Annotated in this window: 20 protein-coding genes; 8 read left to right on the plus strand and 12 right to left on the minus strand. The window is 59.9% G+C overall.

The window, feature by feature from the left end:
• Positions 1–7 precede the first annotated feature (7 nt).
• Positions 8–712, plus strand: coding sequence for a GntR family transcriptional regulator (locus tag ACZ9BE_RS20460; RefSeq protein ID WP_476249859.1), 705 nt, complete (start codon positions 8–10; stop codon positions 710–712).
• 114 nt (positions 713–826) lie between these two features.
• On the opposite strand, the gene yjiA is transcribed toward ACZ9BE_RS20460, so the two are convergent.
• The 3 genes from yjiA to ACZ9BE_RS20475 form a co-directional block, all read right to left on the minus strand.
• Complete coding sequence (gene yjiA / locus ACZ9BE_RS20465; protein WP_476249860.1) at positions 827–1,804, minus strand: GTPase; 978 nt, start codon at positions 1,802–1,804, stop codon at positions 827–829.
• Positions 1,805–1,956: 152 nt separating this feature from the next.
• A complete protein-coding gene (locus tag ACZ9BE_RS20470; protein WP_003228401.1) occupies positions 1,957–2,154 on the minus strand; it encodes a YbdD/YjiX family protein in 198 nt (65 codons plus the stop codon).
• 15 nt (positions 2,155–2,169) lie between these two features.
• Positions 2,170–4,236, minus strand: coding sequence for a carbon starvation CstA family protein (locus tag ACZ9BE_RS20475; RefSeq protein WP_041477781.1), 2,067 nt, complete (start codon positions 4,234–4,236; stop codon positions 2,170–2,172).
• A gap of 159 nt (positions 4,237–4,395) precedes the next feature.
• Between ACZ9BE_RS20475 and ACZ9BE_RS20480 the strand changes: the two genes are divergently transcribed.
• Positions 4,396–4,764 carry a PilZ domain-containing protein gene (locus ACZ9BE_RS20480; RefSeq protein WP_041477779.1) on the plus strand — a complete coding sequence of 123 codons (369 nt, stop codon included), beginning with the start codon at positions 4,396–4,398 and terminating at the stop codon, positions 4,762–4,764.
• Between the two features lie 172 nt (positions 4,765–4,936).
• On the opposite strand, the gene radA is transcribed toward ACZ9BE_RS20480, so the two are convergent.
• From radA to katB, 3 genes are read right to left on the minus strand one after another with little or no spacing between them, the layout of a single operon-like run.
• The gene (gene radA, locus ACZ9BE_RS20485; protein ID WP_095181861.1) at positions 4,937–6,304 is read right to left on the minus strand and encodes a DNA repair protein RadA; all 1,368 of its coding nucleotides are present in this window, start codon (positions 6,302–6,304) and stop codon (positions 4,937–4,939) included.
• Positions 6,305–6,351: 47 nt separating this feature from the next.
• Positions 6,352–6,897: an ankyrin repeat domain-containing protein gene (locus ACZ9BE_RS20490; protein WP_150638460.1), complete on the minus strand. Its 546-nt coding sequence runs from the start codon at positions 6,895–6,897 to the stop codon at positions 6,352–6,354.
• Positions 6,898–6,957: 60 nt separating this feature from the next.
• Entirely contained in the window at positions 6,958–8,499 is a 1,542-nt protein-coding gene (gene katB, locus ACZ9BE_RS20495; protein ID WP_476249861.1) for a catalase KatB, read from the minus strand.
• Between the two features lie 285 nt (positions 8,500–8,784).
• Between katB and mscL the strand changes: the two genes are divergently transcribed.
• Positions 8,785–9,198 carry a large-conductance mechanosensitive channel protein MscL gene (gene mscL / locus ACZ9BE_RS20500; protein WP_024014404.1) on the plus strand — a complete coding sequence of 138 codons (414 nt, stop codon included), beginning with the start codon at positions 8,785–8,787 and terminating at the stop codon, positions 9,196–9,198.
• Between the two features lie 45 nt (positions 9,199–9,243).
• On the opposite strand, the gene ACZ9BE_RS20505 is transcribed toward mscL, so the two are convergent.
• A complete protein-coding gene (locus ACZ9BE_RS20505) occupies positions 9,244–10,020 on the minus strand; it encodes a ferredoxin--NADP reductase (protein ID WP_460094697.1) in 777 nt (258 codons plus the stop codon).
• A 313-nt stretch (positions 10,021–10,333) separates the two neighbouring features.
• Here ACZ9BE_RS20505 and ACZ9BE_RS20510 point away from each other — a divergent pair, with 313 nt between their 5' ends.
• Positions 10,334–11,044, plus strand: a complete 711-nt coding sequence (locus tag ACZ9BE_RS20510; protein ID WP_041477771.1) for an autoinducer binding domain-containing protein — start codon at positions 10,334–10,336, stop codon at positions 11,042–11,044.
• 174 nt (positions 11,045–11,218) lie between these two features.
• Entirely contained in the window at positions 11,219–12,343 is a 1,125-nt protein-coding gene (locus tag ACZ9BE_RS20515) for a methyltransferase (RefSeq protein WP_476249862.1), read from the plus strand.
• Between the two features lie 72 nt (positions 12,344–12,415).
• Here the strand turns inward: ACZ9BE_RS20515 and ACZ9BE_RS20520 are convergent, their stop codons facing one another.
• The 3 genes from ACZ9BE_RS20520 to ACZ9BE_RS20530 all read right to left on the minus strand — a co-directional run bounded on the left by ACZ9BE_RS20520 (position 12,416) and on the right by ACZ9BE_RS20530 (position 15,124).
• Positions 12,416–12,583, minus strand: a complete 168-nt coding sequence (locus tag ACZ9BE_RS20520) for a DUF2474 domain-containing protein (RefSeq protein ID WP_016773090.1) — start codon at positions 12,581–12,583, stop codon at positions 12,416–12,418.
• Between the two features lie 84 nt (positions 12,584–12,667).
• Positions 12,668–13,675 carry a cytochrome d ubiquinol oxidase subunit II gene (gene cydB / locus ACZ9BE_RS20525; protein ID WP_024014408.1) on the minus strand — a complete coding sequence of 336 codons (1,008 nt, stop codon included), beginning with the start codon at positions 13,673–13,675 and terminating at the stop codon, positions 12,668–12,670.
• A 3-nt stretch (positions 13,676–13,678) separates the two neighbouring features.
• Positions 13,679–15,124, minus strand: a complete 1,446-nt coding sequence (locus ACZ9BE_RS20530) for a cytochrome ubiquinol oxidase subunit I (protein WP_041477768.1) — start codon at positions 15,122–15,124, stop codon at positions 13,679–13,681.
• Positions 15,125–15,594: 470 nt separating this feature from the next.
• Here ACZ9BE_RS20530 and ACZ9BE_RS20535 point away from each other — a divergent pair, with 470 nt between their 5' ends.
• The gene (locus ACZ9BE_RS20535; protein ID WP_095181867.1) at positions 15,595–16,830 is read left to right on the plus strand and encodes an MFS transporter; all 1,236 of its coding nucleotides are present in this window, start codon (positions 15,595–15,597) and stop codon (positions 16,828–16,830) included.
• Positions 16,831–16,835: 5 nt separating this feature from the next.
• Here the strand turns inward: ACZ9BE_RS20535 and ACZ9BE_RS20540 are convergent, their stop codons facing one another.
• Together ACZ9BE_RS20540 and ACZ9BE_RS20545 are read right to left on the minus strand one after the other, a co-directional pair.
• Positions 16,836–17,387, minus strand: coding sequence for a DJ-1 family glyoxalase III (locus tag ACZ9BE_RS20540; protein WP_150742273.1), 552 nt, complete (start codon positions 17,385–17,387; stop codon positions 16,836–16,838).
• A 67-nt stretch (positions 17,388–17,454) separates the two neighbouring features.
• Complete coding sequence (locus ACZ9BE_RS20545) at positions 17,455–17,901, minus strand: DUF4879 domain-containing protein (protein ID WP_476249863.1); 447 nt, start codon at positions 17,899–17,901, stop codon at positions 17,455–17,457.
• A 220-nt stretch (positions 17,902–18,121) separates the two neighbouring features.
• Here ACZ9BE_RS20545 and ACZ9BE_RS20550 point away from each other — a divergent pair, with 220 nt between their 5' ends.
• Positions 18,122–19,417, plus strand: a complete 1,296-nt coding sequence (locus ACZ9BE_RS20550; protein ID WP_016773083.1) for an NCS2 family permease — start codon at positions 18,122–18,124, stop codon at positions 19,415–19,417.
• Positions 19,414–20,493, plus strand: a complete 1,080-nt coding sequence (gene trmA, locus ACZ9BE_RS20555; RefSeq protein WP_252876938.1) for a tRNA (uridine(54)-C5)-methyltransferase TrmA — start codon at positions 19,414–19,416, stop codon at positions 20,491–20,493. The genes ACZ9BE_RS20550 and trmA overlap by 4 nt, the downstream gene beginning before the upstream one ends.
• Positions 20,494–20,518: the final 25 nt, after the last annotated feature.

Here is a 20,518-nt window from a genome sequence, read left to right on the forward strand (position 1 = left end):
AACGGCCATGAACAGTTTTGCTTCAGCCTCGCATGCCGATTCGACCGCCCTGCCCGTCTCTCGCCTGCGCATGCCGGTGGAGGAGTTGTATCCGCGACTGTTCGACGCGATTCTCGAGCAGCGTATCGATGAAGACAGCCGGTTCACCGAGGACAGTCTGCAAGCGATGTTCGGCGCCGGCCGCGCCGATGTACGACGGGTGCTGACGCAGTTGTCCCATGAGCAGATCGTGGTATTACGCGCCAATCATCGACCACGAGTGGCTGCGCCTGATCGGGAGCTGATCCGGCAGACCTTGCATGCGCGACGGTTGGCTGAGAACACGTTGGTGCGGTTGGCGTGTCAGCGTCCGCAGCCAGACGATTTGAAATGCTTGCGCACGTTGATAGAGCGCGAGAAGCGCGCCGTCGAGCAGGATCGGCGCGGGGCGGCGATTCGGTTGTCGGGGGAGTTTCATTTGCAGTTGGCACGGATGGCGGGAAATCTGCCGTTGGCGCATTTTCTGCGCAGTCTGGTGCCGCTGACGTCGTTGGCGATTGCGCGGAGTCAGTGTTCGACGCAAAGCTGTTGCGCATGGCAGGAACATTTGGCGTTGGTTGAGGTTGTGGAGCGAGGTGATGCTGCCAAGGCAGAGGGGCTGATGAATCGGCATCTGGATCATCTTGAGCAGACACTGCTCGCTCCAGACCTTGAGCATTGTGCTGTCGGTTAGACCGCCTTCGCGAGCAGGCTCGCTCCCACAGTGGATTGCATTCCTTCTGACAGAATGCGTTCTACTGTGGGAGCGAGCCTGCTCGCGAAGAGGCCCGTTGAGCTATTGAAATTATCAGGCTTGTTGCGCTGCAACCCTGGCAAACCCCGCCCGAATCTTCTCTTCCGGCAAGTCATCGGCGATAAACACGATCACACTTTCCCGCGTCTCGCCCTCGGCCCATTCGGTGTCCCAGTCGAAACCATAGAGTTTCAGCACACCCTGAAAAACCAGGCGCCGATCTTCCCCGGCAATATTCAGCACGCCTTTGTAGCGCAGCAATTGCCTGCCGTGTTCTTCCAGCAGTTCGTTCATGAATTCGCTGAGCTGATCGATATCCAGCGCCTGATCGGTGCGCAGCACCAGGCTGGAGATGCGATCGATCGACGGCGCCTTGCTCACCGGACGCAAGCTCAAACCGCCGCCCAGGTCAGCATTGAGGTTGAAACCACGCACATCCAGCAGTTCAGCCAGATCGATGTTGCCATGCTCGACCACGCGGATCGGCGCGCGGCGGTTGATCCGCGTAAGGCGCTCGCTCAGCGCGGTGAACGTCGCCTCATCGACCAGATCGGTCTTGCTCACCAGCAAGCGATCGGCGAAACCGATCTGCGCCTGGGCGATGGTCTGGGTCAGGTGCACGTCGGCGTGGGCGGCGTCGACCAGGGTGATGATGCCGTCGAGCAGGTAACGCTCGCGCAGCTCTTCGTCGATGAAAAAGGTCTGCGCCACCGGTGCCGGATCGGCGAGACCGGTGCACTCGATCACCAGACGATCGAAGGCGATCTCGCCGCTGTCCAGGCGCTCGAGCAGCAAGTACAGCGCCTTGGTCAGATCGGTGTGAATGGTGCAGCAGACGCAGCCGTTGGCCAGGGTCATGACCTGCACCGGCTCGTCACCCAGCAGTTGGGTGTCGATGCCGGCGTCGCTGAATTCGTTTTCAATCACGGCGATTTTCAGGCCGTGCTCGGCTTTCAATAAATGACGCAGCAAAGTGGTCTTGCCGGCGCCGAGGAAACCGCTGAGGACCGTTACCGGAATGGGAGAAGACAAAACCCGATCTCCTGAAAAGAACACAAAAACAAATGTGGGAGCGAGCCTGCTCGCGAAAGCGGTGTGTCAGTCAAATCCTTCATCAACTGACACTCCGTATTCGCGAGCAGGCCCGCTCCCACAGGGGATTACCTCAACCGCAGGCTGTCAGCTCAACAGCACTTCGGCCCACCCTTGCCACCGTAACGGGCTTCCTGACGTTCGCGAAAGAACATCTCGTAGCTCATCACCGGTTTGTCCGGGTGTTTGGTTTGCATATGCTCGACGTAGGTGTCGTAGTCGGGCATGCCGACCATCAGGCGCGCGGCCTGACCGAGGTATTTACCGAGGCGACTCAGGTCATTGAACATGCTGCAATCCTCTGGTTACGCATCCGGCAGGGCCTGGAATGGCGATTCTTTATCCGTACGCTCTTTCTTGCCCCAGGCGGCGATGCCGACCTTGAGCGCATAGAACAGGATGCTGAACACCACGAAGAGGAACAGCGCGGTGAGTGTGGCGTTGGTGTAGGCGTTGAAGATCACGTGCTGCATCTGCTCGACGCTTTTCGCCGGCGCCAGCACCTGACCGTTGGCCAGCGCATCGCTGTACTTCTTGGCCAGGGACAGGAAGCCGATCGCCGGGTTGGCGTCGAACAGCTTGATGAAGCCAGCAGTGGTGGTGCAGATCAACAGCCAGGTGGCCGGCAACAGGGTGACCCAGATGTAGCGCTGGCGCTTCATCTTGATCAGGACCACGGTGCCGAGCATCAGCGCGATACCGGCGAGCATCTGGTTGGAGATGCCGAACAATGGCCACAGGGTGTTGATGCCGCCCAGTGGATCGATCACGCCCTGATACAGCAACCAGCCCCACATCGCCACACAACCGGCGGTGGCGATCAGGTTGGCGGTCCACGATTCGGTGCGTTTCAGCGCCGGTACGAAGGAGCCGAGCAGATCCTGCAGCATGAAACGCCCGGCACGGGTACCGGCGTCCACAGCGGTGAGGATGAACAGCGCTTCGAACAGGATCGCGAAGTGGTACCAGAACGCCATGGTGTTTTCACCCGGCAGGACACTGTGCAGGATCTGCGCGATACCGACCGCCAGGGTCGGCGCACCGCCAGCACGGGCCAGAATGGTGGTTTCACCGATGTCGTGGGCCACGGCTTGCAGCGCTTCCGGCGTGATCGCGAAGCCCCAGCTGGTGACCATTTGCGCCACTGACGCGGCATCACTGCCGACCACGGCGGCCGGGCTGTTCATGGCGAAGTACACGCCTGGCTCGATCACCGAAGCGGCAACCATGGCCATGATCGCCACGAACGATTCCATCAGCATGCCGCCGTAACCGATGTAGCGGGCGTTGGTTTCGTTATCCAAAAGCTTCGGCGTGGTGCCCGACGAGATCAACGCGTGGAAACCGGAAACCGCACCGCAGGCGATGGTGATGAACAGGAACGGGAACAGACCGCCCTTCCACACCGGGCCGGTGCCGTCGACGAACTGGGTCAGTGCCGGCATTTTCAGCTCGGGCATGGTCACCAGAATACCGATCGCCAGGGCGACGATGGTGCCGATCTTGAGGAAGGTCGACAGATAGTCACGCGGTGCCAGAATCAGCCACACTGGCAGCGACGCGGCGACAAAACCGTAACCGACCAGCATCCAGGTAATTTGCACACCGGTGAAGGTGAAGGCTTTGGCCCATACCGGATCGGCAGCAATCTGCCCGCCCAGCCAGATCGAACCGAGCAGCAGCAACACACCGACCACGGAGATCTCGCCGATGCGGCCCGGGCGGATGTAGCGCATGTAAATGCCCATGAACATCGCGATCGGGATGGTCGCCATCACGGTGAAGATGCCCCACGGGCTCTCGGCGAGGGCCTTGACCACGATCAGCGCCAGCACCGCGAGGATGATGATCATGATCAGGAAGCAGCCGAACAGTGCGATGGTCCCGGGAATCCGGCCCATCTCTTCACGCACCATGTCGCCCAGGGAACGGCCGTTGCGTCGGGTCGACATGAACAGGACCATGAAGTCCTGCACCGCGCCCGCCAGCACCACACCGGCAATCAGCCAGAGTGTGCCGGGCAGATACCCCATCTGCGCCGCCAGCACCGGACCGACCAGCGGCCCCGCGCCAGCGATGGCCGCGAAGTGGTGACCGAAAAGAATGTGTTTGTTGGTCGGCACGTAGTCCAGACCATCGTTGTTGAGCACGGCGGGGGTGGCCCGACGCGGATCCAGTTGCATCACGTTGTTGGCGATGAACAGACTGTAGTAACGGTACGCAACCAGATAAATGGCCACGGCAGCGACCACAATCCACAAGGCGTTGATCGCCTCGCCGCGGCGCAATGCCACTACGCCCAGGGCGCACGCTCCTACGATTGCCAGCACGAGCCAGGGTAAGTGGCGCAGCAGGCTATTATTATTTTTCATTTTATTATTCCAGCCAGGGTGGACAAGAAAGACAGCCACCCCGAGTTTAGCGCTTACGGCGCCAAAGGCCATACCCCGACATAGGTCTAGACGCTTGAGCGATTGGCTGGCGCCCGCATTCGCGGTCTATAGTCAGCGAACCTTCATGAGGATTGCGCCATGAGCGAGCACCCCGCCAATCGACGTCGTTTCAAACGTATTGCGTTCGATGCCCGAACCGAGCTGAAACAGGGCGAGTACATCTGGCCGGTCAAGTTGATCGACCTGTCGCTCAAGGGCCTGCTGATCGAGCGACCGGAGCCGTGGCTTGGGGATAAAGAGCAGGACTTCCTAGTCGACATTCATTTGAGCGAAGACGTCGATATCGAAATGGACGTGCATCTGGCCCACGAGGAAAACGGCCACTTGGGGTTCATCTGCCGGCACATCAGCCTGGAATCGATCCAGCGCCTGCGCCGCTTGATCGAACTGAATCTGGCGGATGAGGCCGAGCTGGAGCGCGAACTGGGTGCGCTGATCGAAATCTAGCGCCACCCCCAACCCCGAATTGGAATGCCCTGTGGTGAGGGGGATCTATGTGGTGAAGGGACTTATGTGGCGAGGGGATTTATCCCCGTTGGGCTGCGCAGCAGACCCGTTTTTTTCAGGGCCGCTACGCGCCCCAACGGGGATAAATCCCCTCACCACAGAGGTTCGGCGTTCACTCAAACAGTGCGTCAAGTGCTTGTTCAAGGCGGGTCACGGCAATGATCTGCAACCCCGCCGGCGATTCCTTCGGAGCATTACCCTTCGGCACGATGGCGCGTTTGAAACCGTGCTTGGCCGCTTCTTTCAGCCGCTCCTGCCCGCTTGGCACCGGGCGCACCTCGCCGGACAGGCCGACTTCGCCGAACACCAGCAGATCATGCGGTAACGGCCGATTGCGCAAACTCGACATCACCGCCGCCATCAACGCCAGATCCGACGCTGTCTCCAGCACCTTCACGCCACCGACCACGTTGAGGAAGACGTCCTGATCGTGGGTCGGAATCCCGCCGTGGCGGTGCAACACCGCGAGTAACATAGCCAATCGGTTCTGATCCAGGCCCAGCGTCACCCGACGCGGGTTGGCCAGATGGCTGTCGTCGACCAGCGCCTGCACTTCCACCAGCATCGGTCGGGTGCCTTCCCACGTCGCCATGACCACACTGCCCGGGACTTCTTCCTGAGCGCGGGTAAGAAAAATCGCCGATGGGTTGGAGACTTCTTTCAGGCCCTTGTCGGTCATGCCGAACACGCCCAATTCGTTGACCGCGCCAAAACGGTTCTTCACCGCACGCAGCAGACGCAGACGACCATCGGATTCACCTTCGAAATACAGCACGGTATCGACCATGTGTTCCAGAACACGCGGACCGGCCAAGGCGCCCTCTTTGGTGACGTGGCCGACGAGGAAGATCGCCGTGCCGCTCTGCTTGGCGTAACGCACCAGCAGCGCCGCACTTTCACGCACCTGCGACACGCCGCCCGGCGCCGATTGCAGCTGTTCGGTGAAGATGGTCTGGATCGAGTCGATCACCATGACCTTGGGCTTTTCCTGGCGAGCGGTGGCGATGATGGTTTCGATGCAGGTTTCGGTCATCACCCGCAGTTGATCCTGCGGCAGGCCGAGACGGCGGGCGCGCATCGCCACCTGCTGCTGGGATTCCTCACCAGTGACGTACAGCGCCGGCATGCTTTTGGCCAGATTGCACAGGGTTTGCAACAGAATGGTCGATTTGCCGATCCCCGGATCACCGCCGATCAGCACAACCGAGCCATCGACCAGACCACCGCCGAGCACGCGATCGAGCTCACCGGAGGCGGTGGAAAAACGTGGAATCTCTTCGATGCTGACTTCGGCGAGCGTCTTGATCTGTGCCTGCTGCCCTGCCCAACCGGTGCGCCCGGTGGGTGCCGTGGCGCCGCCGCTTTCGATCATGGTTTCAGTCAGAGTGTTCCAGGCACCGCACTCGCCGCACTGCCCGGCCCACTTGGGAAAGGTTGCGCCGCACTCGGTGCAGCCGTACATGCGCTTGGCCTTGGCCATCAGAACCCCCGGAACAAAAGACGCGATGATAACGCAGCCACCGCCGATCAGCGCGGCGCAGCAGTACGGATTTCGCCGCTGGCCAGACGTGCGGCGCTGTTGCCCAGCGGATCCTCGGCATTGAGGTCGGCGCCTCTGGCTTTCAACGCATCAAGCAATTCCAGACGCTTGAACAGCCCGGCGTACATCGCTGCTGTCTGGCCGGCGCCGTTACGCTGGTCGGGGCTGCAATCGCTGGCCATCAGGCGTCGGGCGATCTGTAATTCGCCTTTGAATATCGCGCCCATCAGCGCCGTGTTACCGCGTTGATCCTGAGCGCAGGCATCTGCGCCAGCGGCGAGCAGGCGTTCAACCGCCGGCGCCTGACCGTGATAGGCCGCCAGAATCAGCGCGGTGTAACCCTTGCTGTCGCGGGTATCGAGGGAATAGCCAGATTCGATAAAGGTCTCGAGCATCGGCACATCACCCCGGCGGGCGGCGTCGAAGTAGTAATCCTGCAACTGCGCCTTGATCGCCTCGGGGCTCTGCTCGACCGGTGCCGCCCACGCGGTGAAAGACAGCGACGCAGTCAACCAAAAAAGAAAAATACGCATCAGGCTCTCTCCTTCAACGCACGCGAGGCCGCACTGGCCCTCGCGTGCGCCGCATCGCTATCAGTCGGTCAGTTTCGCCGCCAATGCTTTCACGCGGTTGAGGTCGCCCTTGGCCACTTCGGTCACACCGCTGCCGTACTCAGGGTCGGCCTTGTACAGGAACGACAGGATGATGTGCTTGCTCTCGTCATCAGTGGTGGCCAGCGAGCCGCCGAAGCTGTCGATCAGGTCGCGGCGTTCCTGCTTGCTGTACGAGCGATACAGATCACCGGCCTGCTTGAAGTTCTGCTCACGCTGGATCTTCGCCTGCTGCGTGCTGCCCGACAGCGCCGACTGGCTGTAACGCGCCGCTGGCGTTTCTTCACGCGGTTGCAGGCGGCTTGGCTGGTAGTTGACGCCGGACTGGCTGGCGCCGAAATTCATCGCACCATCCTGATTGCCATTGTTCACTGCGGTTTTCGGTGCGTTGATCGGCAATTGCAAAGCGTTGGCGCCGAGGCGATACATCTGCGTATCGGCATAAGAGAACACTCGCCCCTGCAACAAGCGGTCTTCCGAAGGTTCGATACCCGGAACTACGTTGGCTGGAGCCATGGCAACTTGTTCGGTTTCCTGGAAGACATTGGCCGGATTACGGTTCAGGACCATTTGTCCAACTTTGCGCTCGGCAATACCCGGCCAGATCTTGGTTGCATCCAGTGGATCGAAATCAAACTTGGACAAATCCTGTGGCTTGAGAACCTGCACGTACAAGTCCCACTTCGGAAAGTTGCCCTTGTTGATATTACTGACCAAGTCGTTGGTCATATGACTGTAATCCTGACCCTGAACTTCGCTGACTTGTTTTGGCGTGAGATTCTTGATGCCTTGAAGACTTTTCCAGTGAAACTTCACATAGTGAACTTCATTCTTCGCATTGATCAGCTTATAGGCATGAACACCATTGCCATCCATCTCCCGATAACTGGCCGGAGTGCCGTAGTTGGAATACAACTCGGTCAGCGTGCGGGTGGCTTCCGGTACATGGGAGAAGAAATCGAACCGGCGCGAATCGTCATCGAGGTTGGTGCGCGGATCGGGCTTGAAGGCGTGCACCATGTCCGGGAATTTGATCGCATCGCGGATGAAGAAGGTCGGGAAATTGTTGCCGACCAGATCCCAATTGCCGTCAGCAGTGTAGAACTTGGTGGCGAAACCCCGCGGGTCGCGCAGGGTTTCCGGGGAATGGTTGCCATGCACCACCGCCGAGAAACGCACGAATACCGGCGTGCTCTGGCCTGCGGCGAACACCTTGGCCTTGCTCAGGTCGCTGAGGTCATCGGTCACGGTGAAGGTGCCGTGAGCGCCGGTGCCGCGTGCGTGTACGACGCGCTCGGGGATGCGTTCACGATCGAAGCGCTGCAGCTTCTGGATCAGTTGCACATCCTGCAGCAGCACCGGGCCGTTGGCGCCGGCAGTTTGCGAGTTCTGATTGTCACCGACTGCCGCGCCGTTATCGCGGGTCAGCGGAGCGGCGTTGACCGAGAAGGTCAGCAGCCCGGCAGTCAGTACGCCGAAGGTGCGGCGGAAGGGAAAAGCCCCCAGTCCAGGAGTGGATGTCATATCAGGTTCCTCTGGTTTTATTGGGCGCATCCAGGTGCGCCACACCAAGGCTAGAGGCCTGTGCCGCAGAACATAAATAGAAAGAACGTAACACCATGATTGAAGAAATTGGCTTTCCCGTCAGCGGGTTAGCGCGTATTCCGCGCGCGATTGCTGGCAATTTGCAAACTAATCGTCAATCGATGTGTCGATAAAAACGGGCATTGTAAGAAGGTGTTTCGCGCAGGAGGCGTTTCGCTGATTTACACTGCCAACACCAAACTCATCTGTAACAAGGAAATAACTATGGGCGTGCTTAGCGAGTTCAAGGCCTTCGCGGTCAAAGGCAATGTGGTCGACATGGCCGTCGGTATCATCATCGGCGCGGCGTTTGGCAAAATCGTTTCGTCGTTTGTCGGCGACGTGATCATGCCGCCGATTGGCCTGTTGATCGGTGGAGTGGACTTCAGTGATCTGGCTGTCACGCTCAAAGCAGCCCAGGGCGATGCGCCCGCAGTGGTGCTGGCTTACGGCAAATTCCTGCAGACGGTGCTGGATTTCGTGATTGTCGCTTTCGCGATTTTCATGGGTGTCAAAGCCATCAACCGCCTCAAGCGCGAAGAAGCCGTAGCACCGACCGCGCCGCCGATCCCGAGCAAGGAAGAGCAACTGCTGGGCGAAATTCGCGACCTGCTCAAGGCGCAGAACGAGCGGCCCTGAGGCATTCGGTAGTCATCAAAACGGCACCCGCGGGTGCCGTTTTCGTTACCAGTAATTTTCCACCGCAACCTGCCCCGGCTTGCGCGTCAGGCTCAGGCGCATGTCGCGCTGTTTCAGCAAGGCGCGGGTGTCGTCGATCATCTGCGGGTTGCCGCACAACATCACACGCGAATGCTCTGGCGAGAGCTCAACGCCCGCCGCACGTTCCAGCTCGCCGTTTTCAATCAGCGTAGTAATCCGGCCCCGCAGCGCGCCTGGATGCGCTTCGCGGGTCACAGTGGGGATGAATTGCAGCTTGTGGGCGTATTCGCTCAGATAGTCCCGTTGCGCCAACCCGGCGATCAACTCCTGATAAGCCAGTTCCCGCGCCTCCCGCACGCTGTAAACCAGAATGATCCGCTCGAATTTCTCCCAGACCTCGAAGTCCTGCAGGATCGACAGAAACGGTGCCAGCCCGGTGCCGGTGGACAGTAACCACAGGTCTCGGCCATCGACAAAGCGATCCAGCGTCAGGTAGCCGAACGCCTGGCGTTCTACCATCAAGCTGTCGCCGACCTGAAGCCGGCTCAGCTCACTGGTAAATTCGCCGCCCGGCACGACGATGGAAAAGAACTCGAGATACTCGTCGAACGGCGACGACACCATCGAATAGGCGCGCCAGACCGTGCTCCCATCGGCCTTGGTGACGCCCAGTCGGGCGAACTGGCCGGCACGAAAGCGAAAGCCTGGGTCGCGGCTGGTGCGCAGCGTGAACAGGTTCGCCGTCAACGGTTGCACATCGAGCAAGGTCTGGGTGGTGTACTTCTCGGCACTGGCAGTCATGAGGCACTCCTTGAAACGATTGCCCACAGTGTCCCGCAAAACCGCGCTGCCAAACACCTTCCATTGGTAATGATATTGACAGAATCAGCGCTGCACATTTGATGTGATGTCAATGTTAGATCTAGAGTAATAACTTTAAGATGACAGTTAAAATATAACAGCGCGTATTGCTAAGAACACTTTATAAAAAACATCAAAGTTTCAATCTCGAAAAAATGTAAGGCGTTTCGCAGGAAAGATCCTACACTTCGATTCGTGCCGGATCTTTTGGATCCATTCCGCACCCCGATATCAAGATACAGAGGCAAAGTTCATGGAAACGTGGAAGGAATCACAATTGAAACAACTGACATTTGCCAAAGGCATTGAAGCGGCATACCCGATACTGCTGAGATTTGCCGAGAATCTGGGCTTTAACTACTGTGCAATAGCAGTGACGTCCCCTCATCGTGATGTCCACCTGAATGCCTTGCAGATCAATAACTACCCTAAAGAATGGAACATTCAGTACAACAAAGAGAACTTCCGCAATATTGATCCGGTAATAGCGCATTGCAATCACTCAATATTACCCATTGTCTGGGAAGAAAGAGTCTTCAACGATGCACCCGAGTTGTGGCAGGCGTTGAAACAGAATGGGCTGCAGCATGGCTGGTCGCAGGCCTTTCATGACGAAACCAGCGGTTTGTGCAGCATCATCAGTCTGGCTCGAACCCACTGCCCGATCAGCCCGCTCGAACTGTATGAGCATTACGGTTATCTGTTTTTTGCCAACCGACACTTCAGTGACCTGTATGCCCGCACCGTGCCCACACCGGCCAAACCCAGCAAGCCGAGGCTATCGTCCCGGGAGCTGGAGATCATGAAATTGTCCGCCATGGGCAAAACCGCTCACGATATTTCGAGAATCCTCAGCCTGAGCGAACGCACCGTTAACTATCATGTGCAAAACGTCATCGAAAAATTCAACGTCTGCAACAAGATTTCCGCGGTGATTGCCGCCGCTCGTGCCGGGATTATCTGACTGACGAGCGATATCGCACGGTAATCCTGCGAGTATTTACGCGCAAAAAAACGTACCATTCAGGCCTTTCCGAGTGATGACGCAACCTGCTTGCATCGCAGTCCACTCGGTCGGATCCCGTCGCACCATCTGCCGGCAACGGGATATCTGCCGAATATCCTGAGTCCCCGCCCCATGCCCTTGCTCGAAACGCCTTTCGCCCAGCTCGACCTGATCCGCCAGCCTGAACAGCAGAATGAACCGCTGCAAGCCTTCGATGCGGCGGACGAATACCTGCTCAATCATCTCGCCAGCGGACAACCTCAGAGCAGCACCCGCGTGCTGGTGCTCAATGACAGCTTTGGCGCCTTGGCGATCAGCCTGCAGGGCAAGGTCGAGGTGAGCAGCAGCGGCGACTCGTTCCTCGGTTTCGTCGGGCTGGAAAAGAATCTGCTACGCAATGGCCAGGCGTTCGATGCGATTCGTCCGATTCCGGCCAGTGAGCCCTTGGTCGGGCCGTTTGACCGGGTGCTGATCCGCGTTCCCAAGACGCTGGCGCTATTGGAAGAGCAGTTGATCCGCCTGCAAGGGCAACTCGCGCCGGGCGCGCAAGTGATCGCCGCCGCCATGGTCAAGCATCTGCCGCGCGCTGCCGGCGATCTGCTCGAGCGCTACATTGGCCCGGTGCAGGCGTCGCTGGCCGTGAAGAAAGCCCGACTGCTGATCGCCACGCCTGAAACCAAAGCGCTCGCCACATCGCCCTATCCGACTCGCTATCGCCTCGACGAACCGGCAATCGAACTGCTCAACCACGCCAATGTGTTCTGCCGCGAAGGCCTCGACATCGGCACTCGCGCTTTTCTGCCGCATCTGCCGAAGAACCTTGGCAGCGCACGGGTTGCCGATCTCGGTTGCGGCAACGGTGTTCTGGCAATCGCCAGCGCCTTGCAGAACCCGGATGCGCATTACACGCTGGTCGACGAATCGTTCATGGCGGTGCAATCGGCTGCCGAGAACTGGCGCGCGGCATTGGGCGATCGCGAAGTGATCGTGCGCGCTGGCGATGGTCTGGCCGGGCAGGCGCCGCAGTCGCTGGACGTGGTGCTGTGCAACCCACCGTTCCATCAGCAACAGGTGGTCGGCGATTTCCTCGCCTGGCGCATGTTCCAGCAGGCGCGCGAGGCGCTGGTGGTCGGCGGTGCGCTGTACATTGTCGGCAATCGGCATCTGGGCTATCACAGCAAACTGGCGCGCTTGTTTCGTGGCGTCGAGCAAGTGGCGGCCACGCCGAAATTCGTCATCCTCAAAGCGCGCAAATAAATCTGCGGCATAAAAAAACCCTCCGTGAGGAGGGTTGCGAGTCCATACCCGAAGGCGCCGGGACGGGATATTTCAGTGGGTGGTCAAACCCGCGGCATTCATGAACATGCGCATCAGGCTGGCGGCGATGAACAACACGCCGACACTGCCAACCCAGATCAGGGCCAACCAGCCGAGCCGCTGCCACAGCGGCTTTTTTTCGGCTTCTTCAATGTCGTGCAGGGAATGTTTGCCGGTCATTGCATCGATCTCCGTTAAGCCAAGGCGTCACTGCGGACGCCTTGGCGAGCAGGCTCGCTCCCACAGGGCAAGCCCAGCATTGGATTAGTGATAACCATCTTCGTGGGTGACCTTGCCGCGGAACACGTAGTAGCTCCAGAAGGTATAACCCAGGATGAACGGAATGATGAACAGCGTGCCCACCAGCATGAAGCCCTGACTTTGCGGCGGCGCGGCGGCGTCCCAGATCGATATCGACGGCGGCACGATGTTCGGCCACAGGCTGATGCCCAAGCCACTGTAGCCGAGGAAGATCAGCACCAGGGTCAGCAGGAACGGGGTGTAGTTGGCGTTACGTGCCACCGCGCGGATCAGGCCGTACAAAGTGACCAGCACCAGAATCGGCACCGGCATGAACCAGAACAGGTTCGGCATGCTGAACCAGCGCGACGCGATTTCAGGATGCGACAGTGGCGTCCACAGGCTGACGACACCAATCACTGCCAACAGGACGAACGCCAGCGGTCGCGCCAGATCATGCATTTGTTCCTGCAACTTGCCTTCGGTTTTCATGATCAGCCAGGTGCAGCCGAGCAAGGCATAGGCCACCACCAGCGCCGCGCCGCAGAACAGCGTGAACGGTGTCAGCCAATCCAGTGAACCGCCGGCGAACTGGCGATTGACCACCGGCAAACCATCGATGAACGCACCCAGCGCCACGCCCTGAAAGAACGTCGCCGCGATCGAACCACCGATGAATGCCTTGTCCCACAGGTGACGTTTTTCATCCTTCGCCTTGAAGCGGAACTCGAAGGCCACACCGCGAAAGATCAGGCCCATGAGCATGAAGATCAGCGGCAGGTACAGCGCCGACAACACCACCGAATAGGCCAGCGGGAAGGCGCCGAACAACGCCGCCCCGCCCAGCACCAGCCAGGTTTCGTTGCCGTCCCATACGGGGGCGACCGTATTCATCATCACGTCGCGATCGGTCTTGCCGGGCACGAACGGGAAGAGAATGCCGATGCCCAGGTCGAAGCCGTCCATGACCACGTACATCATGATGCCGAAGATGATGATCACGGCCCAGATCAGCGGAAGATCGATACCCATGAGTCAAATCTCCTTGGTCAAGCGAGTGTTGTCTTCGTGCTCGCCCTCGGCCGGATCATCGGCTGCGGACAACGGACGCGCCGGGGTGCGTTTCTTGCCTGGACCACCGTCCGGCGTTGCGCTGCCTTCGCTGATCTTCGGCCCTTTGCGCACCAGGCGCATCATGTAGCCGAGCCCCGCGCCGAACAGCGCGAAATACACCACGACGAACATGATCAGGGTGATGCTCATCTGCATGAAGCTGTGGTTGGACGAAGCATCTGCGGTGCGCATCAGGCCATAGACCACCCACGGTTGACGACCGATTTCCGTGGTGAACCAGCCGGCAAGAATTGCGATCAGGCCGGACGGCCCCATCCACAACGCCAGATGCAGGAACGGCCGCGAGGTATACAGCGAGTCGCGTTTGCGCAGCCACAGACTCCACAAACCGGTGAAGATCATCAGGAAACCGAGGCCGACCATGATCCGGAACGACCAGAACACGATGGTCGAATTCGGCCGGTCTTCCGGTGGGAATTCCTTCAGCGCCGGTACTTGTTTATCCAGCGAGTGCGTGAGGATCAGGCTGCCGAGGTAGGGAATCTCCACAGCGAACTTGGTGCGTTCCTCTTTCATGTCCGGCCAGCCGAACAGGATCAGCGGCGTCGCTTCGTCGCCATGGTTTTCCCAGTGGCCTTCGATCGCAGCGATTTTTGCCGGCTGATGCTTGAGCGTATTGAGGCCGTGGAAGTCGCCGATCACAGCCTGGATCGGCGCGACGATCAATGCCATCCACATCGCCATCGACAGCATGGTGCGGATCGCCGGGTTGTCCCTGCCGCGCAGCAGGTGCCAGGCCGCCGACGAGCCGACGAAGAACGCCGTGGCGACGAACGCGGCCGTGGCCATGTGCATCAGCCGGTAAGGGAATGACGGGTTGAAGATGATTGCCAGCCAGTCGGTGGGGATGACCTGACCGTTGACGATTTCAAAGCCTTGCGGGGTCTGCATCCAGCTGTTGGAGGCGAGAATCCAGAAGGTCGAAATCAGCGTGCCGATCGCTACCATCACCGTCGAGAAGAAGTGCAGGCCGCGCCCGACCTTGTTCCAGCCGAACAGCATGACGCCAAGGAAACCGGCCTCAAGGAAGAACGCGGTGAGCACTTCATAGGTCAGCAATGGCCCGGTGACGGCACCGGCGAAGTCGGAAAAACGACTCCAGTTGGTGCCGAACTGATAAGCCATGACCAGCCCGGAAACCACGCCCATGCCGAAGTTGACGGCAAAAATCTTCGACCAGAAATGGTAGAGATCGCGGTAGGTGTCGTTGCGGGTCTTCAGCCACAAGCCTTCGAGCACCGCCAGGTAACTCGCCAGGCCAATGGTGATGGCCGGGAACAGAATGTGGAACGAGATGGTGAACGCGAACTGAATTCGGGCGAGATCCAGAGCCTCTAAACCGAACATATGGCTTCCTCTGTCAGGTAATACGGGTAGCTGGCCCGGAGGCCTGCACCACTGCCCCCACGGATATGGAGTGCGGCGAATTCGGATTCGTTCTTTTTTTGCAACCATCGCAACGCAGGGAGTCTGGCCAAATGGCCGCCAGATCAGTTCCGGTCGGGATCTTGATCTGGATCAAGCAACGTTGAAAGAGTAGTCCCATTTTTACCAATGAACTGCGTGGTGGTTTGCCGCGTGACAAGTTGCCTCACTCTCCTGTGGCGAGGGGATTTATCCCCGTTCGGCTGCGCAGCAGTCGTCGCTTCCAGCTTTTGGGGCCGCTGCGCGACCCAACGGGGATAAATCCCCTCACCACAGGGTTGATTGTCAGCATGAAAGATCGATGTCTGGCTAACTGAATTGTTTCTCCTAGCAACTTCCTGTTACAGACTGGTGATAATCTCGCCGTTCACTCGCCCAAGACCTGCCTTCAGATGCCCATTCAAGAGCCCCTGCTGTTACGTCACCATCGACCATTCATGGCCTTTTGGCTGGCGCGGATTTTCACCGCCAGCGGTTTCCAGATGCTCACCGTCGCGATCGGCTGGAACCTGTATCAGCTGACTGGCAACGTGCTGGATCTGGGCCTGGTCGGTCTGGTCGAATTCGCCCCGCGCGTGCTGTTCATGCTGCACACCGGGCACGTTGCCGATCGCTATGATCGGCGCAAGGTCGCCGCGCTTTGCCAGTCGTTGCAGGCACTGATTGCCTTGGCGCTGGCTATCGGCAGCGCCACCGATCACGTCACCCGCGAGATGATTTTCATCCTCGCCTTCCTGCTCGGCGCCGCCCGTTCGTTCGAGATGCCGACGACTCAGGCCTTGCTGCCGAGCATCGTCCCCAGTGCGCTTTTCCCCCGTGCGGTTGCCGCCGCGCAATCGGCGCAGCAGTCGGCCACTATCGTCGCTCCGGCTCTTGGCGGTTTGCTCTATGCGTTCGGCAGCGTCTGGGTCTACGGCCCGACCGTGCTGCTGTACGTGATCGCCTGCGCGCTGATGCTCAACCTGCCGGCACGCCAGACGCCATTGAATAAAGGCAAAGCCACGCTGGACTCGCTGCTGGCGGGAATTCGCTTCATCCGCAGCCGTCCGGACATCCTCGGAGCGATCTCGCTGGACCTGTTCGCCGTGTTGCTCGGTGGCGCCACGGCGTTGCTGCCGGTATTCGCCAAGGACATTCTGCTGACCGGCCCGTGGGGCCTTGGCCTGTTGCGCTCGGCGCCGGCGGTGGGTGCGTTGCTGATGTCGCTGTTTCTGGCGCGATTTGCCGTGGAACGCAATGTCGGCCGGGTGATGTTCACCGCCGTCGGCATCTTCGGCGTCGCTACCATCGCGTTCGGCCTGTCGACCTCGTTCTGGTTCTCGCTGGCGGTGCTGGTGGTGCTCGGCGCAGCGGACATGATCAGCATGGTCATCCGCGCCTCGTTCGTACAACTGGAAACCCCCGACGAAATGCGCGGCCGGGTCAGTGCGGTCAACGGCCTGTTCATCGGCGCATCGAACCAGTTGGGCGAATTCGAATCCGGCCTCACCGCCCACTGGTTCGGCACCGTGCCGGCCGTGGTGATGGGCGGGATCGGCACGCTGGTGGTAACGGGGACGTGGATCAAACTGTTTCCGACGTTGGCGAGTCGGGATCGGATGCATGTGCCGGTGGAAGAGAAGGCCTGAATCCTTCAGGCCATCAACTCCCCCGCTACCCTCGCCCGCAACGCCTTGCCAGCAAGCTGCTCGACCAGGGTCAAGGCAAATTCCAGCGCCGCGCCCGAGCCTTGGGCGGTGATGCAGTTGCCGTCGACCACCACCGCTTGATCAACAAACGTACAGCCTGATAGTTGATGGCTGGCGCCGGGCAGGCAGGTCATGCGTCGCTGGCGCAGCACGCCTGATGCTTGCAGGGCGACAGCTGGAGCTTCGCCGATGGCGGCGAACAGGCGGCCGGCCCTGGCTTGGTCCTTGAGCAATTGCTGCAAGGGTTGATGCGCCGCCAGATGCCGGGAACCGACGGCACCGCCCGGCAGGACAATGAGGTCAAAAGTCTGTGCCAGTACATCGACCAGCATGCCGTCGGCAGTCAGCCGGGTGCCGCGCGCACAGGTCAGCATGCGTCGGCCTTCGATGCTGGCGGCGACCACTTCGATGCCGGCGCGGCGCAGCACGTCGATCAGGGTCACGCTTTGCAAATCGTCGATGCCCTCGGCGAGGGCAATCAGGGCTCTGGAAGTCATGGGCGCTTTCCGCTGGATAGTCAGTCAAGCGTAGTCAGCTTTGTCCCACCCTGTTCGCAGACAGCCGTTACTTGATGTAAAGCTGAGTCGAGAGCGTGTTGCGCGGGGCGTTGATCGAGGTGTTGCTGAAGCTGAAGGTGCCTTGCTGTTTGCCGGCCAGATCGAAGGTATAAAGAGAACCGACGGTTTTGCTGCCGGGCGTGCACTCGGTGAGATTGCCATTATCGAAGGCGCACACCGGGCCTCGGGTGCCGTTGACCTCGAAGCCATCCAGAGTCACGTGTGGCTGGTTCTGGCCATAGCCGACTTCCAGCACGAAGACTTTGATATTCGGCCCGCTGTGATTGCATTGGGTTTGCGGCTGGTTATCGGCAATATCTTCCAGGCCGCAGGACGGTGACTGCACTTTGATCACCTTCACCTCGGTGAGCGGCGGCGCCGATGCCGCGAACGCCGGAGCTGTCAGCAGCAGTGCTGCAATCCATCCGAAAATCCTGATCCAACCGTTGCGCATGCCTGCCCACTCCAAAAAATCAGCGCGCAGTATGGCGCAGTTGTTGGCTGCGCAAAACTTCGCCGACGATCGACACCAACATCCGCCAAATTCCTCACGCGGCTGGTATGATGCGCGGCTTTTTCCGGCCCACGACAATTTTCCAGGCGCTTGCGACGGTCTGTGCTTTGCTGTTGAGGTCGATACATTCACGGCGCCACGCGCGCCACGGGGAGCAGACATGCTGGAAAGGCTGTTTCAACTCAAGGCACACAACACCAACGTGCGCACCGAAATTCTTGCGGGCGTCACGACTTTCCTGGCCATGGCTTACATTCTGTTCGTCAACCCGAGCATCCTCGGCGAGACCGGCATGGACAAAGGCGCGATCTTCGTCGCCACCTGTCTGGCGGCTGCAATCGGCTCGACCGTGATGGGCCTGATCGCCAACTACCCGATCGCTCTCGCTCCGGGCATGGGCCTGAACGCCTTCTTTACCTACACCGTGGTGCTGCACATGGGCCACACCTGGCAGGTGGCGCTGGGTGCGGTGTTCATTTCCGCCGTGCTGTTTTTCCTGCTGTCGATCTTCCGCATCCGTGAATGGATCATCAACGCCATTCCGCTGCCACTGCGCTCGGCGATTGCCGCCGGTATCGGCCTGTTCCTGGCGCTGATCGCCCTGCACAACGCCGGTATCGTGGTCAGCAACCCGGCGACCATGGTCGGCCTCGGCGATCTGACCAAACCGGCACCGATTCTGGCCACCGTCGGCTTTGCCGTGATCGTCGCCCTCGAAGCGCTGAAAGTGCGCGGCGCGGTGCTGATCGGCATTCTCGCCGTAACCATCGCCTCGATCGTACTGAACGTCACCGAGTTCGGCGGCATCATGTCAATGCCGCCGTCGCTGGCGCCAACCTTCCTGCAACTGGACATCAAAGGCGCACTGGACATCGGTCTGGTCAGCGTGATTTTCGCCTTCCTGTTCGTCGACCTGTTCGACAACTCCGGGACCCTGATCGGCGTCGCCAAGCGCGCCGGCCTGATGGGCAAGGACGGCCACATGCCGAAAATGGGCCGTGCGCTGATCGCCGACAGTACTGCGGCCATGGCCGGCTCGCTGCTGGGTACTTCGACCACGACCAGTTACATCGAATCCGCTGCCGGCGTCAGTGCCGGTGGCCGCACGGGCCTGACCGCCATCGTCGTGGCAATCCTGTTCCTGCTGGCGCTGTTCTTCTCGCCCCTGGCGGCCAGCGTTCCGGCGTTCGCCACTGCGCCAGCGCTGCTGTTCGTCGCCGTGCTGATGACTTCCGGCCTGGCGGAAATAGACTGGGACGACATCACCGTGGCGGCGCCGGTTGTGGTTACCGCGCTGGCCATGCCGTTCACCTATTCGATCGCCAACGGCATCGCTTTCGGCTTCATCGCCTGGACCGCCATCAAGCTGCTGTCCGGCCGTGCCCGTGAGCTGAACCCGGCACTGGTGATTCTGTCGATTCTGTTTGTGATCAAGTTGGGTTGGTTCAACGCATGAGTTTCGATTCCCAAGCCTACGCCGAACAACTCGAAGCCAAGGTCACGCGCTTGCGTGATCTGCTGGCACCGTTCGATGCACCTGCGCCGACGGTGTTTGATTCGCCGTTGCAGAACTTTCGCCTGCGCGCCGAATTCCGCCTCTGGCGCGAGGGCGGCGAACGCCACTACGCGATGTTCTCTCAGGACGACAAACGCACGCCGATCCTTATCGAAGAATTCCCGATTGCCAGCCTGCGCATCAACCAGTTGATGCCGCAGTTGAAGGCCGCGTGGCAAGCCAGTTCGGCGCTGAGCCACAAGCTGTTCCAAGTCGAATTTCTGACCACGCTGGCCGGCGACGCGATGATCACCCTGTGCTATCACCGTCCGCTGGACGAGCACTGGCATGCGGCAGCAACGAAGCTGTCGGCCGATCTCGGCGTGAGCATCATCGGCCGCTCCAAGGGCAAGCGCGAAGTGCTCGGTCAGGACTATGTCGTCGAGAAACTCGAAGTCGGCGGCCGCACCTTCAGCTATCGCCAGCCCGAAGGCGCGTTCACCCAGCCCAACGGCACGGTGAACCAGAAGATGCTCAATTGGGCTTACGAAGCGCTGGGCGATCGCAGCGACGATCTGCTCGAGTTGTACTGCGGCAACGGCAACTTCACCCTGCCGCTGGCGACTCGCGTGCGCAAAGTGCTCGCTACCGAAATCAGCAAGACTTCGGTCAACGCGGCCCTGAGCAACCTCAGCGAAAACACTGTGGATAACGTTACGCTGGTGCGTTTGTCCGCCGAGGAGCTGACCGAAGCGCTCAACGAAGTGCGCCCGTTCCGCCGCCTGCACGGCATCGATCTGAAGAGCTACGAATTCGGCAGCGTCTTCGTCGACCCGCCACGCGCCGGCATGGACCCCGACACCTGCGAGCTGACACGACGCTTCGACAACATCCTCTACATCTCCTGCAACCCGGACACCCTGGCGGCCAACATCGCCCAGCTGCATGACACCCACCGCATTACCAAGTGCGCATTGTTCGACCAGTTCCCGTGGACCCATCACATGGAATCCGGTGTGCTGCTGACCCGACGCTAATCGCGGGTAGTTGGTACGAGAAAGC

Source organism: Pseudomonas sp. TE9122 (genome assembly GCF_056278925.1).